Annotated in this window: 13 protein-coding genes; 2 read left to right on the top strand and 11 right to left on the bottom strand. The window is 60.8% G+C overall.

The genetic code is table 11. The features are described 5' to 3' along the window. Window positions 1-73 precede the first annotated feature (73 nt). The 4 genes from BW975_RS08115 to BW975_RS08100 are packed head-to-tail and all read right to left on the bottom strand — an operon-like array spanning window position 74 to window position 4,545. Window positions 74-1,414 carry an NAD(P)/FAD-dependent oxidoreductase gene (locus BW975_RS08115; protein WP_076532550.1) on the bottom strand — a complete coding sequence of 447 codons (1,341 nt, stop codon included), beginning with the start codon at window positions 1,412-1,414 and terminating at the stop codon, window positions 74-76. Next, entirely contained in the window at window positions 1,411-2,907 is a 1,497-nt protein-coding gene (locus BW975_RS08110) for an aldehyde dehydrogenase (RefSeq protein ID WP_076532548.1), read from the bottom strand. The genes BW975_RS08115 and BW975_RS08110 overlap by 4 nt, the downstream gene beginning before the upstream one ends. Beyond that, window positions 2,904-3,827, bottom strand: a complete 924-nt coding sequence (locus BW975_RS08105) for a dihydrodipicolinate synthase family protein (RefSeq protein WP_076532546.1) — start codon at window positions 3,825-3,827, stop codon at window positions 2,904-2,906. The genes BW975_RS08110 and BW975_RS08105 overlap by 4 nt, the downstream gene beginning before the upstream one ends. A 7-nt stretch (window positions 3,828-3,834) precedes the next feature. Next, window positions 3,835-4,545: a GntR family transcriptional regulator gene (locus BW975_RS08100; RefSeq protein ID WP_335743495.1), complete on the bottom strand. Its 711-nt coding sequence runs from the start codon at window positions 4,543-4,545 to the stop codon at window positions 3,835-3,837. A gap of 136 nt (window positions 4,546-4,681) precedes the next feature. Here BW975_RS08100 and BW975_RS08095 point away from each other — a divergent pair, with 136 nt between their 5' ends. Together BW975_RS08095 and BW975_RS08085 are read left to right on the top strand one after the other, a co-directional pair. Next, on the top strand, window positions 4,682-5,629 hold the full coding sequence (locus tag BW975_RS08095; protein ID WP_076532542.1) for a GlxA family transcriptional regulator: 948 nt from the start codon (window positions 4,682-4,684) through the stop codon (window positions 5,627-5,629). A gap of 634 nt (window positions 5,630-6,263) precedes the next feature. After that, entirely contained in the window at window positions 6,264-6,974 is a 711-nt protein-coding gene (locus BW975_RS08085) for a Crp/Fnr family transcriptional regulator (RefSeq protein ID WP_076532538.1), read from the top strand. An 8-nt stretch (window positions 6,975-6,982) separates the two neighbouring features. On the opposite strand, the gene BW975_RS08080 is transcribed toward BW975_RS08085, so the two are convergent. The 7 genes from BW975_RS08080 to BW975_RS08050 all read right to left on the bottom strand — a co-directional run bounded on the left by BW975_RS08080 (window position 6,983) and on the right by BW975_RS08050 (window position 17,057). Then, window positions 6,983-7,594 carry a LysE family translocator gene (locus BW975_RS08080; protein WP_076532537.1) on the bottom strand — a complete coding sequence of 204 codons (612 nt, stop codon included), beginning with the start codon at window positions 7,592-7,594 and terminating at the stop codon, window positions 6,983-6,985. 642 nt (window positions 7,595-8,236) lie between these two features. Beyond that, window positions 8,237-8,947, bottom strand: coding sequence for a Crp/Fnr family transcriptional regulator (locus BW975_RS08075; protein WP_076532535.1), 711 nt, complete (start codon window positions 8,945-8,947; stop codon window positions 8,237-8,239). Window positions 8,948-9,016: 69 nt separating this feature from the next. Further along, window positions 9,017-10,933, bottom strand: a complete 1,917-nt coding sequence (locus BW975_RS08070; protein WP_076532533.1) for a GMC family oxidoreductase — start codon at window positions 10,931-10,933, stop codon at window positions 9,017-9,019. A 9-nt stretch (window positions 10,934-10,942) separates the two neighbouring features. Further along, on the bottom strand, window positions 10,943-11,380 hold the full coding sequence (locus BW975_RS08065) for a hypothetical protein (protein WP_076532532.1): 438 nt from the start codon (window positions 11,378-11,380) through the stop codon (window positions 10,943-10,945). Window positions 11,381-11,386: 6 nt separating this feature from the next. Further along, complete coding sequence (locus tag BW975_RS08060) at window positions 11,387-12,652, bottom strand: hypothetical protein (RefSeq protein ID WP_139194203.1); 1,266 nt, start codon at window positions 12,650-12,652, stop codon at window positions 11,387-11,389. A gap of 70 nt (window positions 12,653-12,722) precedes the next feature. Next, on the bottom strand, window positions 12,723-13,703 hold the full coding sequence (locus tag BW975_RS08055) for a hypothetical protein (protein WP_076532529.1): 981 nt from the start codon (window positions 13,701-13,703) through the stop codon (window positions 12,723-12,725). 72 nt (window positions 13,704-13,775) lie between these two features. After that, window positions 13,776-17,057: an ATP-binding protein gene (locus tag BW975_RS08050; RefSeq protein WP_244512469.1), complete on the bottom strand. Its 3,282-nt coding sequence runs from the start codon at window positions 17,055-17,057 to the stop codon at window positions 13,776-13,778. Window positions 17,058-17,065: the final 8 nt, after the last annotated feature.

Genomic DNA, 17,065 nt, shown 5'->3' with positions numbered 1-17,065 from the left:
GCGGTCCCGGAGATCGGGCTCTACTGCATAAATGGCCCTTGCACCGGCGCAGACGAACGGAGGCGCGGCCCGGTCACTCCTCCCGCGCGCGCCACTCCTTTATCCGTAGCAAGGCATTGGCGCCGATCTGCTGAAACGGCTGTGGTGGCAAGCGCTTTGGGCGGGATTCGCCTGCGAAATATTGCGTCGCACAGCTGGCATCCCCCACGGCCATCTCGGCGGCCGCGATGCCCGCAAGGGTGCCTCGCGCAGTCCCCAGCCCGTTCTGGACACAGCCGGAAAACACGCCCTCGTCCAGTTGCCGCGTGACCGAAACACCGTTCAAGGACAGGCAGAGATGCCCGGCCCAGGCGTGCTCCATCCTCAGTCCGGCAAGCTGTGGAAACCGCTGGTCGAACTTGGCCTGCATCACGCGCGCGGCGCGGGTGACGTCCTTGGGTGCCGCCCGCATGCCGGGGCGCAGCGCAGCGCAGGTGCGTACCACGATCCGGTTGCCGCCCTGGCCGCTGTCGATCCTGCGCACGGTCGTGCCCATGGGGTCGGACGGGGTGATGCCCCATCGCGGCTGCCCGCCCAGACGGCCCAAGGCATCCGCGTCCAGCACGGGCGTCATGACGGCGAAAAGGAAGAGCTGCAGGAGGCGGCCCTTTTCGATCCCGAAGCTTTCCAGATGGCCATTGACCGTCAGGATCACACGCGGGGCCGTGATGCGCCCGTGGTCCGTCTGCACCTGCCAGTCCGCGCCAACCCGGTCGATGCGCGTGCAAGCGGCCCCCTCGTAGATGTCCACGCCACCCGCGCGCAGCCCCTTGGCGAGCCCGCGGATATACCCCGCTGGCTGCAGCATGACGGTGCCCGGCGAATAGAGTCCCGAGCGGTAATGGCCCGAGCCTGTCATCTCGCGCATGGCCTGCGCATCCAGCATCTCGCAGCTTTCACCCAAGGTTTCCAGGTGGCGCGCATAGCTGCGGTTATGCGCCTCGGCAGCGGCGCTGACAGCGCCGTTCACCTTGCCCGCACGGTCAAAGTAATTCTTGTCGATGCCATAGGCCTCGACCGCATCTGCGGCAAAACGGATGGCGTGGCGGTTGACTTCGATCATCCGGCGGTCATCGCCCGCCCCCGCGTAATCCTCGGACTGAAGGTCATGCGGCAGGTCGATCATGAAGCCGGAATTGCGGCCCGCCGCGCCTTCGGCCACGCGGCCTGCCTCCAGCACCGCTATCCGCGCGCCCGGCTGAAGCTGGGTCAGCCGCCGTGCCGCCGACAGCCCGGCAAACCCTGCGCCGATCACGATGAAATCCGCCGTTCTGTCGGCCTCGAGCGTCTGCGGGCCGGGCTGCGGCCCGAGGATCACATTCCAGGCCGCCGGGCCTTGGTGGACCGGCCGCCGCGTGGCGCGGTAGCTGGTCAATCCACCGCCTCATCCGCATCATCGGACAGGTCGATCCAGATCGTCTTGAGCTGGGTGTATTGATCATGGGCGTGAACCGAATTGTCCCGCCCGCCGAAGCCCGATTGCTTGTAGCCGCCGAAGGGCGTGGTGATGTCCCCCTCGCCAAAGCTGTTGACCGTCACGGTGCCGGCGCGCAGCATCCGCGCGCCCCGGATCGCCCGCTTGGCATTGGCGGTGAAGAGCGAGGCGGCCAACCCATAGTCAGTGTCATTGGCCATCTCGATTGCCTCGTCAAAGCTGCCGGCGGTAAGGACCGACAGGACAGGGCCGAAGATCTCTTCGCGCGCGAGGGCGTCACCGTTCGAGGACACGTCAATCACCGTCGCCTCGACAAAGCCGTCCTTGGCCGCGCCGCCGATGACAAAGCTCTCGGCTTGCTCCAGATAGCCGCAGACCTTGTCGTAATGCGCGCGCGAGACCAGCGCGCCGATCCGTGTTGCCGGGTCGAGGGGATCACCGACATTCCAGGCCTTCGCGTGATGGGCGATGCGCTTTAGCAGCTCGGCCTTGACGTCCTTGTGGACGATCAGGCGTGACGTGGCCGAGCAATTCTCGCCCATGTTCCAGAAGGCCCCCTGCACGATATGCGCGGCCACCCGATCGAGGTTCTGGGCGTCGTCCATGACAATGGCGGGGTTCTTGCCGCCCATTTCCAGCACCACTTCCTTGACGTTCGACTCGCCCGAATATCCAAGAAACCGCTTGCCGGTGGCCGTCGAGCCGGTGAACGAGACCATGTCGATATCCATGTGCCGGCCAATCGGCTCGCCAACCTCGGCGCCGCCGCCCGGAAGCACATTCAGCACGCCGCGCGGCAGCCCGGCCTCGGCGGCCAATTCGGACAGTCGTAATGCGGTGAGCGACGTCTCCTCTGCGGGCTTGAGCACGACCGAGCAGCCGGCAGCCAATGCCGGGGCGATCTTCCACGCCATCATGAGCAGCGGGAAGTTCCACGGCAGAACCAGCCCGACCACGCCGATCGGCTCGCGCACGATCATGGCGATATGATCGTCCGAGGCGGGCGAGACCTGATCGTAGATCTTGTCGATCAGCTCGGCGTGCCATTTGATGCAATGGATGGTTTCGGGCACGTCCACGGTTTCGCAATCAAAGATCGTCTTGCCGGAATCGAGGCTTTCCATCACCGCCAGTTCGCGAGCATTGCGCGTCATCAGCTTGGCCAGCCGGACCAGCACATCCTTGCGCTCCGAGGGATGCAAGCGGGACCAGCGACCGTCGTCAAATGCCTCGCGCGCCTTGGCCACCGCGAAATCCACGTCCTCCGCGCCGCAGGAGGCGACCTGCGCCAGCTCGACACCGGTCGCCGGGTTCACAGTCGCGAATGTCTTGCCCGAGATGGCCGGGCGATAGCCGCCGTCGATGAACGCGCCGACCGGAAAGTCCATATCGGCCGCGATGGCCTTGTATTCGTCTTTGGTCGCCAAGCTCATGTCGTGCCCTCCGCGCGGATATCGGCTATGGTTTTCTTCAGCACACGGGTCACCTGTTCCAGCGCCCGTTTGTCGTCCTTGTTCAGCCCCTTCAGCGGCGGGCGGACGATCTCGCAGTCGATCCCGTTCATCGTCACGCCATGCTTGATCGTCTGAATGAACTTGCCGCCCTGTTCCAGCACCCGCATCAGGGGCATCATCGCCGACATGATCCGTCGGCCCTTGGCGAAATCGCCCTGCAACACGCATGCCTCGTAGAGCGCCACATGCTCGGCGGGCAGGAAATTCGATCCGCCGCAGACCCAGAAGGGCGCGCCCCAGGCGAAGAATTCCAACGCCTGATCATCCATGCCGCAGCCCAGCTGGATATGCGGATAATCGCGCGCCAGAAGGTGGACGCGGTTGATGTCGCCCGAGCTTTCCTTGATCCCGCAGAAATTGCGCGACCGACCCACGCGGTCCAGAAACTCCTCGCCCATCATGGTCCCGGTCCTGCCCGGATAGTTGTAAAGCATGATCGGCAGATCTGCCGCCTTGTCGATGGCCAGTGCGTTCAGCGCATTTTCGCGATCCGTCGGCACGGAATAGGCGGGCGAGGCCAGCAAAATCGCATCGGCGCCCATCTCGCGCGCAGCCTTGGCCAGCGCAATGGAATCGCCGGTGAGCATCGCGCCCGTGCCCACGATCACGGGCAGCCGGCCCTTGACGTGCTGAACGGTAAAGCGCGCGACCTCGATCCGCTCGGCAACGGTCTGGGCATAATTCTCGCCGGTGGAGCCACCGGTGATCAGGCCGTGAACGCCCTGTTCGATCAGCCAGTCGATGATGTCGGCCAAGGCATCCCAGCGGACCGAGTGATCATCGGCGAAGGGTGTGACGACGGGCGTATAGATTCCGTCAAATCTGAAAATCGGGGTCATGTGTTTCTCATCCGGTTGTCGCCTTGGGCAGGGCGCCGAGGGGCAGATCGAGGCTGCCGGGCATCACGAAAAGCTCGATCTGCCCGCGCGATAGGTTCCAGTGCTCATCGGCCAGTTGACCGGCACGCAGCTCATCACCCGCCGCGATCGCGGCGATGATTTCGTCGTGCTGGTGGCTTGCCTTGTTGAGGTTGTCGGCCATTTCGTTGGATTGCGGTCGGTAAAAGGTGGTGCCGATCCGCGCGTGATCGATCAGCAGGCGCTGAAAGGACGGCAGCAGATAGATGTTGCCTGCCATCTCGCCAGTGACTTCGTGAAAGCGGTTATTGGCAAGCGCACGGTCCACGGCAGTGCCTTTGCTGAGCGCGCTTTTGAAGCGCGCCTGCGCCTCGTGCAACGCATCCAGCTGGCCCGGCCGTGCATTTCGCGCAGCCAAGCGCAACACGGCCCCATAGATCATCGGAGCCGCCACAAAGAAATCCCGCATGGTCGCGAAGGACATGTCCGTCACGCGGACCGAGCGATTTTCGCGCAGCACGACATATCCCTCACCCGCGAGCTGCCGCAGCACCTCGCGCAGCGGGGTACGCGATATCGAGAAGCGGGCCGACAATGCGGCCTCGTCCACATCGGCGCCCGGTGCCATCCGAGTGGACAGGATCTCCATCCTCAGATGGTCGTAAAGCATCGCTTTGGTCATCTTGGCATCCGCTGTCACGCGGCTCTCCTTCATCTCGTTCGGGAATGGCGTCGATCATGTCTATACCGACTTTATAAAGTGTGTATATAGTTGATCGACATCTTTCGTATCAAATACGACCCCCGCCACCGCCCCCATTCCGAAGAATGCTAGTATGAGCCCACAGCACTTCGTCTTTCTCTTGGTCGAGAATCACACCCACCTGACCTTGGCCTGCGCGATCGAGCCGTTGCGCATCGCGAACATGATCGGGGATGCGCCGCTCTACACCTGGTCCTATGCCTCCGAAGACGGTGTCTCGGCGAGGGCCTCTAACGGGTCGGTCACGCTGGTCCAGCATGCCTTCGGCGACGTGCCCCGTTCTGACAGGCTATTCGTCATTCCGGGGCTCGGCATGACAGACCACATCACCGCCGGGCTCCTGACATCGCTGCGCAAGGCGCGCACGACAGGCACGAAAGTCGGCGCGCTGTGTTCCGGGGCCTGGGTTCTGGCCGAGGCCGGCTTTCTGGACGGAATGAAGGCCGCGATCCATTGGGAATACCACGATGCCTTCGTGGAGCGATTTCCGGACGTGACCCTTGTCCGAAGCGTGTTTGTCGCGGACGAGAAGCATGTCACCGCATCCGGCGGGACGGCGACGGCGGACTTGATGCTGCACCTGATCGAGCAGGATCACGGCTATGATCTGTCTGTCGCGGTGTCCGACATGATGGTCTATGCCGGGGCCCGCGAATCCTCGGTCGATCAAAAGATTTCGCTGCAGTCCCGCCTCGGCATGCGAAACCCCCACGTGTCGCGTGCCATCGAAATCATGCGCGGCGCGCTAGAAGAGCCCGTCTCGCCGAACGTGATCGCGCAGGAACTGGGGATTTCAGCGCGGCAGTTGGAGCGACTCTTCGGTCGGTATTTCAATACCAGCCCAAGCAGATACTACATGGAGCTTCGGTTGGATCGCTCCCGCAACTTGCTGCTGCAAACCGAGATGTCGATTTCACAGATCGCGGTTGCGAGCGGTTTTCAGAGCGTCGGTCACTTCACGCGGCTCTACAGAAAATTTTTCGGGACGACGCCAAGCGCTCAACGGGGCAGAATGGGATGATGAAGGAAATCCAAATTGGAGATTGATGTTCTCGGCAAGGACCGACCGCTTCCGACCTGCCCTGCTGCCCAGAGGTCCATCGCCCGCGCAATGGCAAGCGCGTCTTCGGATTTAATGACGAGGCAGCGCGCCGTGTTGTCCATTTTCGTGTGGCCGCGCAGACGCGGCACCGCGCGTAGATTGCCAGTCTTGCAATCACTTTCCTTTCAAGGAGTCGTCTCGGGGTCCTCAACGAACAAGAATGCGCGGGAATTGGAGCGGGGACCCCTGCCCTTTTACGGCCATATGATCGGCGCTACTGGCAGAGGCTTAGCGGCCCGATCCGGGCGGCCCTCACTGCGCAATGCCGGTCTGGGTGAGGCGATTGTGGATCAGTCTTCCGCTGGCCCCTCACTCAGAGTGAGAGCCTGCGAATTTGATTTTGAAACTCTGCGCGTTCTGGAGCCGGGCGCGCAGGACATGAAGCCGGAACTTGAGATCGAACGTCAAGCCACACCCCACATGCCCTAGCCAAGGCGAATTGTAGTTGGTCTGGCAGCACCGGCGAAAGGCATGCAGTATTCACATCAAACGCTCACTTTCCCAAAAGCAGCTATGCGGGCACTTCGCGAAATGCCTTATCCAGGAGGGACGGATGCAGAAAGCAAAATTGGCGGATGCGGTGAAGAGTTGCTATCTGTTTGCCGGAGCGGAGCGGCAAAGTGTCGAGGCGCTGGCCGACGCCAGCTATGTCTGGAAAAGCTCCGCAGGTGAGACGCTGTTTCAAACCGGAGACGCCGCCGACGGGTTACGGATCTTGCTTTCCGGCCTTGTCAGAATCTGGATTGCCGATGCCGAAGGGCGCGAATTGACGCTGGCATTGCTGGAGCCCGGCGACCCTTTCGGCGAGATCGCGCTTCTCGACGGGCTGCCACGCTCGGCCAATGCAACCGCGATCGAGAGTTCGGAATGTTTGATCTTGCCCTGCAAGGCGATGGAGGAGGTTCTGGCAACCGACCCTGCCCTTGGTCGCCATCTGATCCAGCTTCTGTGCGAGCTTTTGCGGCGCAACATCGTGGCGATCGGCGGATTTGCGTTCAGCGGTCTTGGCGGTCGACTGGCGCTCAAATTGCATGAATTGGCGCTGTCCCACGGAACGGTGGAGGCAGGCAGCGCGCGGCTGAACCGCAAATTCTCCCAATCGGAACTGGCCGCGATGCTGGGTGTGACCCGTGAGGCTGTGAACAAGCGGATGACCGCGCTTGCACATGACGGTCTCGTGTCCGTCGATGGCGGCTTGATCACGGTGCCAAGCCTGACGGCGCTGGCCGCGCGGGCAAACGCCGAGGCACGTCTGGGCGCCTGATATCGCCTCTAGAGCGTCAGGCGAAGCAACACGAGACCGCCCAGCAGCACGAGCATTCCGCTGCAGGAGATTTGCAACGGAACAGCGAGCCCGCCCTTGGCCAACGCATTCGACGCGATGACGTATGGCACCAGCCCGGCGGCGGATGACGCCACCACGGCGGAGGCATAGAACACCAGCATGCCTAAATCCGGCGCGGTGGCATTGACCGGGACAAAGGCCGGGAAGAGCGACAGGAAAAAGACCAGCGCCATCGGGTTTGCCAGCCCGATCCAGAGGCCATGCGCCGCGACACGGGCGCGGCGCGGCGCACGCCCAACGTCGATGGCATCAACCGGCGCTGCCCGCAATGTGTGCAGGCCAAGCGCCAAAAGAACGATGCCACTGCCTATCTGAAGCTCCGTCCAGAGCGTCGGGCTCAGCTCGCGCGCGCCTAGCGCAATAACAAGTGCCGCGACAGACCAGATCAATTCCGCAGCCAGTATGCCGACCATCGCGAAGCTGCCTCCGGGCAGGCCGGAGCGGGCGGTCGAAGACCCGATAAGCGCGGCGTTCTGGCCGGGAACGAGGGACGCAATGAAATTTGCGGCGGCGAGGGCGATCCAGATTTCGAGGGACATGGGACACTCCAATCTTGTGATTGGCAGTAGATCGCACAGATGCGTGCGTCCCGATGTGAACCGGATCACATCCCCGCATGGCGCTGTGAACCAGGTCACATCCAACAACCGGTGCGGAGTGTCATGCAGGAGTCGACAGCGCAGGAAAGGAAATGCCATGGCCGAAATATTTCTGCAGTTCACCGATCCGGTGGGGTGGCTGGTACTGGCCGGTGCGGCACTCCAAGCCGGCGCCTGCATCTTCACCAATCAACTTGTGCTGCGCGCCATGCTGCTGACCGGATCGGTGCATTATCTGGCTTACTACTCTGCTGTGGCAGATGCTCCGCTATGGCCCGCCATCACCGGCACGTCGGTGATGGCGCTGGCCAATGCGATTGGAATGCTGCGTGTTATGGGCAAACGGCGCCGGGATCGGCGCGGCAGGTCAGCGGCGCCGGGCCTTCGGCAGGCCGATCCGGCGGAAAACCCGGCTGCCGTCTGGAGTTTCCGGTCTGTACAATCAACTGGATTAGAGGCGCCAGCAGCCGGTGATGCGCGGCATGCGCCGGCGCGCCAGAGCGGCCTTGGCGACCCTTCGTTTCAACGCTCCAGAGCAAGCGAAATGCGCGTCGAAAAAGACCTGTGTCGCGGCAAGCTCGATCAAGGTAGTTGCGATGCGGCCTGCGCCGACAAGCGGGCATTCGTCCTCATGAGCTTGCGCCCGGTCTCACGGCTCATGCCATTCTCCAGCAGGATCCGGAAATCAGGATCGCGCGCCGTCAATCGTCGCAGCGAGTCGCCTGAAATCACGAAAAGTCGCGATGGGGACGCAATCTTCACTGTCGCTGACGCTTCTGCGCCTGAGAGGACGTTCATCTCTCCAACCAAGCCCGAGGTGATTTCACCGATCATCTGTCCGCCCGATGTCACCTGAGCCTGACCCTCTGCCAGATAGTAAAGGTTGGTGACGGGCGTTCCCTCTTCGGTCAGCGCGGCCCGCTCCTCGGCATTGACCCATGTCCCCCGGTTCAGAAAACGGCGGGCAACGGATGGTGGCATATCGGGAAAAACCTGCCGCAAAAGGGCCTGTTCCTCGGTGGAAAACCGCACCCGGCCGTTCATCCATGCAAGACGTGCGATGCCCATAAGACTGATCACGATCCAGGATACCTGAATGATCGCAGAAGACAGATTAAACGCGGCCATCAAGCTGATTAAAACCAAGCTGGCGGCACAAAGATTCAGGATCGCATAAGTATAGCCACTGCCGTGCAAGATACCGGCCTGAAGCAGCGCGTACGAACTCAGATACAGAACCACACCGGCCAGACCTGCGGCGTTCAAGGCCTCATCAGTCAGGAATTGCTCCAAGTTGTTTTGCCCCTTGCGACTTTTCCACTCCTACAACAGGTCACCGGCAGGACCAACACCTAACCCGACTCAAAGATGCCGAAGGTCGTTCAATACCGAGCGCGATGCACGCAAAGTGAGGGCCGCGATCGTCAGGGTCGGATTTCCGGTGGCGATCGTCGGGAATGTGCCGCTCCCCAATAGGTAGAGGTTTTTGTGCTCCCAGCACCGTGAGTTCGCATCCACCACGGAAACCCGCGCGTTGTCACCCATGCGATACGTGCCAGCGATATGGCCTGCACCGTAGAGGTTCGTCTTGTAGTCTTTTCCATCCAACGTGAATTCGATGCCCGGAAATCCGCTTTCATCTATGAATTTCGAATAATTCTGTGGGTGATTGGGGAAGTAGCGGTTTGCCCCGATCTTGTCGAAAATCAGATCGGTGGTCTGCTGGGCCGCCACGATGCCTCGCAACGTATATTCGCTTCCGGTCACGGAGTAGTTGATTTCAGGTCGCGGCAGCCCCAGCCCGTCAACAAGGCGTTTCGACAGCGTGACCCTGTTGGAGTGCTGCGGCTCCTGTTCGACCAGATAGCACAGCCTCAACATGCGGGTGTTGGCCGTGTTCAGACGCTCGGCAAGCGCCCTGCCGAACAGCTTTTCTCCATTCGGATTGAGGCGCGATTTGTTCTGCCCGGAAATGAAATCATGCGTGGATGTCGTGGGATCGTCATCGGCCCATTCCCAGCCGACATTTCCCACATCCACGCGCCAGGCAGAGCGATGCTTGCGGAAAGGGCCATCGCGCAGGCTCTCGATGCCCGAGCCGCTGCGCGGACCGCGATAGGGAAACCCCTGCGTGTTGGTCAGCCCGTAGCCCAGATAGCATAGGTGATCCATCAGATTGCAGCCAAGCTGACCAGAGCCGTTGGCGATCCCCTGCCCGCCATTGGACATGAGCAGTATCTTGACGCTCTCTATCGCATGGGCGGCCAGAATGACGATCTTGCCCGACACCGTTTTCCGCTGTGCGCGATAATGTCCGGTGTCGCCGGAATAGTGAAGAAAGTTCACGCCGGTGATCAGACCGTTCGGGCCGACCTCCAGATCGGTCACCACGGCGCTGGTGAGCGTGGTCACCAGATTGGTGCTCTCTGCTTCCCGCAAGGTGAAGGTCGCGTCGTATTTCGCCTGGATCGGGCAGATCGGGATGCAGCTGGAATTTCCCTGACACGCTGGCCGGCCATCACGGTATTCTGAATTGCGGCCCTGCGGCGTGCAGGTCATTTCGAGGTCCTGCCCGTCGAACTGCAATCCCTGGATCGTGTCGCCCAGCAGTTTGTCGGACACGCTCATGGGAATGCGCTTCATGGGATACTCGTATCCCTTGGGAAACTGCGCGCCAAGGTAGGGTTCCAGCGCCCTTTGATCGCCCACATCCGCGGAAACGCCAATCGTCTCTTCGGCGCTGGCATAGTCGTCGTAAAGGTCCGGCAGGGTGATTGGCCAGTCCACCAATTGTCCGTATCTGGACCGCATGCGAAAATCGCTCTCGGTAAAGCGCAGCGCAGTGCCCAGCCAGTGCCAGGTGGTGCCGCCTGCCAACCGCTCGTAGGTCGAAAGAAATGGAAGCTCGGTGGTATTGGTGTAGGTCAGGTAGCTTTGCTTGTTGAACGCATCGAACTTGGCTTGGGACCCGTTCCATTTCTTGAACTCCGTCAGCCCCGGCCATGCAAAGGTCATCGCGGTCATCGGGCGCGGCACGGCCTCCTTGTCCGGTTCGTGCGCGGGATCAGTGCCGTGCCAGTAGGGCGGATATGGCGTATTCGGCAATTTTGCCATCGCGGTCAAATAGGTGTCGTGAAACGATTTTCGGTCATCCCTGTCGCGCGGTCCGGATTCCAGGATCAGAACGCGCGTTCCCTTCGCCGCCAGTTCCTTGGCCATGATCGCGCCGGCTATTCCTGCGCCGACAATCACGACATCGTAGTGGGTGGAATCTGCCATGACCGGATCCTAAAGGTAATCGTCGAAGGGGGCGGGCGGAGTGGCCCAGTACCCGAACCGCAGAGTGCTGACGCCAGTCGGATGGGCCTGAACCGCGCGCCATGCCAGCGCCTGAGCGTAGTGATTGGCAGAGGGGATGTGCAGATCCTCGCTACCGTCATGCGGTGCGATCTGGCCCAAGTACCAAAAGACCATGAGCGCGCGCGCAGTTTCGGCAACCGGGCTGCCATCCGCCAGTATCGCCTCGCCGATCTGCTGCGCTGCGCTTCCTGCTTGCCGCCGGGCTGTATAGAAGGCAATCAGATCGCCCAGCTGCGCGGACCCATAGACCTTTTCGAACACGCCGTAGAAATCTGCATCCTGTTGCGCCAGACGCAGCGTGCGCACCCTGAAGCCCGTCAGGATCGCGGACAGCTCAAAGAAATCTGATGGCGGCGTGGCGGTCATTTCTGTTCACTCCTTGGCGGTCACGCGCGACAGAATATAGGTGAAATCAGCGGGCTTCGCGCCGGCTGTTGCGGTTGCCCGGTTGTGACATGCGATGCAGCTTGAACTGACAGGCGGAACGCTGCCCTGAAGGAACGTCTCGATCGTGCTATTGGCCAGAAATTGCGGGAACGGCCGCCCTTGCGGATCCGTCGGGTCATTGGGCGATTGAGGGTACTGGGTGCCAACCAGCATGTAGTTCGCCCATACCGATGACGCGTTCACCTCTTGCAGCAAGCCTTGGAATTTCTTGTTGATTGCCGCTGTTGCCGCGTCGATGGGCGTGCCACGTTCTACCTGGACTGGGATCTGGTTTGGCAGTGCCGGGTTCCAGGGCGTCGGAGGCAAGGCATTCGCTGCGCAATCTGATCGGGGACGCAATGCCGTGCAATCGGGATCGAAAAAACTGTAATGCGCGCTGGCTGTGGCGGCGCCTGCATCGGGGGCATTGTCGACATGCTCGAAGGTCGACCATATCCACTGGGGCGCCGACTCCGTCTTGGCCGAGATATGGAAGCCGACCAGGCCAAGCGCCTCAACTGCGCAGGTGTTTGCCTGCTGGTTCAACACATAGGCCCGCGAAACATGGAAGCGGGACGGATCATCCCCTGCCCCCAGCACCTTCCAGGCCGCCTTGATCATGATGGCCCCGATCTCGCCGGTATCGAGCGAACTGGACGGGAAGTCGATCTGTCCGAAGGCGTCCAGACCCTCTTGAGTGTAGAGCCGGTTGTCGCGGATATAGTTGTACATCGGCTCGTTTATCGCGATCTCGTAGCGCACATAGCTGCCATTCTGATCTATCAGCGGGCCGGCCTGTGCCTGATCAAAAAGCCCGACAACACCGTCCATCTTGGAAGTATGTGCGAATGTGCGGGTGATCCCGTCGCCGGCATTCAGGGTCGTGCAGGCTTGGGGAGGGGTCAGCGGCGTGCCCCAGGGCGCAGGTGTCTGGCCGTCCGAGACGAGGACCTGAAAATCCTCCATCCAGGTTGACCACAAGGTTCGGTTATCCCCGCTCGCGCCAAGGACTCCGCCATCCACAGGCGAATTGAGTGCGATGAAGTTCAACCATGAAAAAACGTCATACTCCGAGCGCTCGCCAAGCGCACGGTCGCCGCCGTTCGAGGCTCCGCGTACATCGACGGGGTAAACGCCGCTCAGGCTCAAGGTCTGGTCGCGGTTGGAGGAAGACGCATACGCATAGATCCCCGCCACCCCGACTGCGGCCACAACGGCGGCCGCAACAAGCGCGCGCCGGCCCGTGCTGCCGCCCTCGGGCCCGGGAGCTGTGCGTGGTTTATCAGACGTCCGCATAATAGAGTGAGCTTTCCGCGACGACGGGCGCGGAATGGTAGGTCATCACGCCTGCCGGCGAGAACTGGCCCGAGCCTCCGAGCATGGCGTTCAGGTCGGCAACCACTGGATGCGCCGAATTGCCGAGCTTTATGGTGCAATCGGACATCGGCGTACCAGCCGCAGCAGCGCTCTCGGCAGTCATGCATTTGAATTGGCCGAAAACATTGCGCCGCGATCCGACAAGCCGTTGGGAGGCAGGTTTTGTCGCAGGGTGCGGATACAGGCTGAAATCAATGATTTCCGACTGGTTCGATGCAATCACCCCCGGTCCGCCCACAAGGTCATCCATCTGCAGGCGCAACAGCGTGCTCGTTGCGGATTCATCCATGGGCGCCGGTATCGTGAAGTCCCAGATTGTCCGGTCCGGGTTATTCGGTGCGGGATTGTTGTAGGTGAAAGGATGGGTCATCACCTTGTTCTCGCCGAAATTATGCATGCCCCAGTAAACTGCGATCCGGTCGTCACAGGGGACCCACAAGCGATAATTGCCAAGCGTCTTGGTGTGATCGCGCCCTTCTATGAACTGCGAACTGGTCAAGCCGAACGGCGTCTGAGCCGCCTTTGCCGTCGCATAGGAACCGATGTTGATCTCGCATTCATGGGTCGGCTCGATGCCCATGCTTGCAGGCGGCTGGTCGCCAAAAGTGATTGGCTGGAGGATGTCCGCATAAGACTGTGGATCGTTGACCCCGGAGTCAGAGGAATAGGTCATGAAGTTGATATTCATGAGCCCGTACTCTTGGCCATTAGCGGCCAGATCATCGAATGGAAACGCCTTCAGGGCGGAGGATTGTGTTGCCAGTATCTTGTTGAGGGTCGCCACAGGGACCTTGAAATAGACCCAGACCGCTGAAAACGAGCCGTACCAGAATGGGGCGTTGCCGACGGATGGCATTGTTTTGCTTATATTATCGTTTCCGGACATACGTTTCTCCTAAAGTCATTATCGGGCTTCAAATCAGCGATACCTAGGGAAATAAATTTCGTGTCTGGTCGGTCAGCTTTTCAATTCTCCGGCCTCAAATTCGATCTTTTCAAAAAGCCGCCGGGCTTCTTCCTGGTCAGAGGTTACCCCACCCTCCTGCAATTTCGACAGAAGTTTCTTCAGCTCCGACATCCCGCCGGGCGTGCCATGACCGGCATTCTGCAACCGCGCGAGGCTTGTAAGCGCCCGAAACTCAAGCGCGATCATCCCACTGTTGGATGCAATTGAAGCAGCCGAATTGAACAGTCTTTCGCTTTCTTTTGCGTTTGCTTGGCATTGGGCGAACAGAATTTCGCCCCGTAGGCGCAACAATTCAGGTACCCAGAACCGCTCGCGCGTCTCGTCGCAAAATCGGGTGGCGTCCTCCAGAATGGCGAGTGCTTCTTCATGATCGCCGTGGGATGACAGCAAGTCAGCCTGAAGGTAGAGGAAGTAGCTCAGCCCCAGACGCGAGCGCGTGTCCTTCCAGTCAGCGATACCGGCACTCACCTGCTTTATTCCGCTGTCATACGTTCCGGTAAGGCGGGCTTTGGACCAGGCTGACATCACTTCCGTCCAGCCGATCCAGAACTGAAACCCATAGCGTTTCGACAGGGCAAAGGCTTCTTCGGCCAGCTCGAGCACCCGCCGCAGGTCGCCACAGAACGCATAGGTCCACGATGCGAAGCAGATGGAGAATGCAATGGAAAATGGGTGCTGGATATCTTTGGCGACGGTCATCGCCTCGCCCGACAGCCTCACAGCCTCATCGGCGTTGCCCAATTGCCATTGGGCCCAGCTGGCATAACCAAGCGCCGCAACCTTGATGTCCACCACATCAAATTTGAGGCCTTCGGCACGTTCATCATTATCCATGCCTGAGTCTATGACACAGTGAAGCTCTTCCAATGCGGCCTGCGGATTGCCGCAGTAGAAACGGGCCGATCCCATGGCGCGATGGCTGGCGGCCATCATCAGGCGATCGTCCGCCTCCTTGGCCATTTCCCACAGGTTTTCACCATGCTCTAAAGCGTCGGCGTAGCGCGCGCCGAGCAGATGATACCGCATCAGCCCATAGATCACCGGAAAGATGGTGAAATTGCCCGTGTTCTTGCGGGCCAGTTCATGAGCGCGTTCATAGGACCGATTGACGTTCTCATGGGCGTAGCCCAGCGCCGCGGCCTGCGGGACCGCAAGCATGACAAGCAGTTCGAATTCCTGCGCATCTCGGGCATCGCTTTGCGAGGTCTTGGCAAGAGCCGCCAGCGCATTTTCCAGGTGGTTGATTGCTTCGAGGCTTGCCGAGGATGCCATCGCGCGCTCGGCTGCTGTCACGAAATAGGTCAGGGCCTTCTGGTGCTCGTCGCCGGCTGCATAATGATACCCCAAGCTCTCCGGCTCATTATGGCAGAGCTTGGGCATATGCTCTTCCAGCGCAAGGGCAATGCGTCGATGACACTCGCGGCGGGCGGTTTTGAGCAGAGATTGATAGGCGGCGTCCTGAACCAGCGCGTGCTTGAATTCATAGCCGATCTGCGTGGCGGTCCCATGGCGATAGATCAGCTCCGCGTCCAGCAGTTGCTCCAATGCGCCGCGCAGCTGCTGATCGCGGTAGCCCGATACGAGGCCCAGCAATTCGTGAGAGAAGCGCCGGCCGATGGTGGCGGCGATCTGGGCGACCTCCTTTGCGGAGGGAGACCTGTCGAGACGCGCCGTCAGTGAATCCTGAAGGGAGGCAGGAATGGCGTGCTCGACGTTCGAGCCACTCATCTGGTAGTGGCCATCGAAATCGCGGACCCACCCGGATTCCAAAACCATCTGGGTGAGTTCCTCGGCATAAAGGGGAATGCCGTCCGCCCGCTCGACAATCTGGTCCACCAACCGCTTCGGCAGTGGCTTGCCGCCTGTCATGGCATTGATCAGCGATATGATGTCGGACTTGGCGAACCGATTGAGCGAAAGCGATGTGACGTGGGAGAGGTTTCGAAATGGTGGTTTGTAATCGGGCCTGAAGGACAGCAGCAACATCCAGCGCTTGTTCTTGAGTTGCTCAATGAACAGCGAAATGATTTCCAGCGTCGTCGGGTCGCACCAGTGCACATCCTCGAACTCCATCAGCAGCGGCCTTTCCTCTGCCATGGACGCGTAGAACTCGAGCGCTGCGGCAAAGGTCGCCTTCTTGAGCTCTTCCGGCGCAAGGGCAAGAAGCTCGGCTGTTGCGGGTGTGTCGATACCAATCAGGTAACACAGGGCGGGCAAGTGAACCTGCTGCGCCAGCGTCAAGGTGTCCTTGAGCTTTGACAGCTTGTCGGCGGCCGATGCGTTCTTGTGCAGCCCAAGTCGCCCCTGCAACTCCTCCAAGATGGGGTGCATTGTCGAATGGAGATGAAACGCCGAGCCGAAAAACTGGACGATGGTCACATCCTCATCGGCAAGCTGCCGATTGAAACTGTGAAGGATGCACGACTTTCCGATCCCCGCCTCTCCGCTGAGCATGAGCACTTGGCCATCACCGTTCTCGGCCGATGACCAATGCTGGCGGATCAGCCCAAGCTCCGCGTTACGCCCGATCAGGGCTCTGGCCTTCTCGCGCTGCGTGGTGGAAACGGTCGTGCTGTCGAACATGTCCCCATTCACGGAATAGCAGGTGACCGGCTTGGAAAATCCCTTGAGCGCGTGGGCCCCAAGCTCGGTGAAATCGAAAAGCTGCTTGGTGAGGGTGTAGGTGGACTTGCTGACGACGATTTGGCCGGGTTGGGCGACGCCCTGCAGGCGGGCGGCCAGATTGGGCACATCGCCAATGACAGAGAGTTGCTCACCCAATGCGCCCGCGCCGTCACTTCCCACCACAACCTGGCCTGTATTGATACCGATGCGCAGGTTCAACTTTACGTTCAGCCCTGACAGCTCCGGGCTGCCGCCGTTGATGGCCTCCAGCATGGCGATTGCGGCGCGAACCGCATTCCCGGTGGAGTGCTCGTAAGCGACAGGGAAGCCGAACATCACGTTGATGCCGTCGCCCAGATATTGCATCACCGTTCCGTCATGACGCGCAACGATCTCGCTGCAGATCGAACGATAAGTGGCAAGGATGTTGCGCAGGTCTTCGGGGTCGAGTTCTTCGGCAAGCTGGGTCGAGCCGACGAGGTCGCAAAAGAGAACGGTCAACTGGCGGCGTTCGGCGGCGCCGAAGATCAGCTCATGGGCCTGCCTTCCGCCATTCGCTTGTGCCGCCGTCTCTGCAACGGAACCGGTACTGTCGCCGTTCGAATGGTCACGCCCGTCAGAGGGTTTTTCAGCCTTTGACCCTGGCAAACAGGTCC

Origin of the sequence: Roseovarius nanhaiticus (assembly GCF_900156535.1) — a bacterium.
GTDB classification, from domain to species: domain Bacteria; phylum Pseudomonadota; class Alphaproteobacteria; order Rhodobacterales; family Rhodobacteraceae; genus Roseovarius; species Roseovarius nanhaiticus.
The sequence above is the reverse complement of the archived record's forward strand: the minus strand, read 5'-3'. Positions and strand labels throughout refer to the sequence as shown.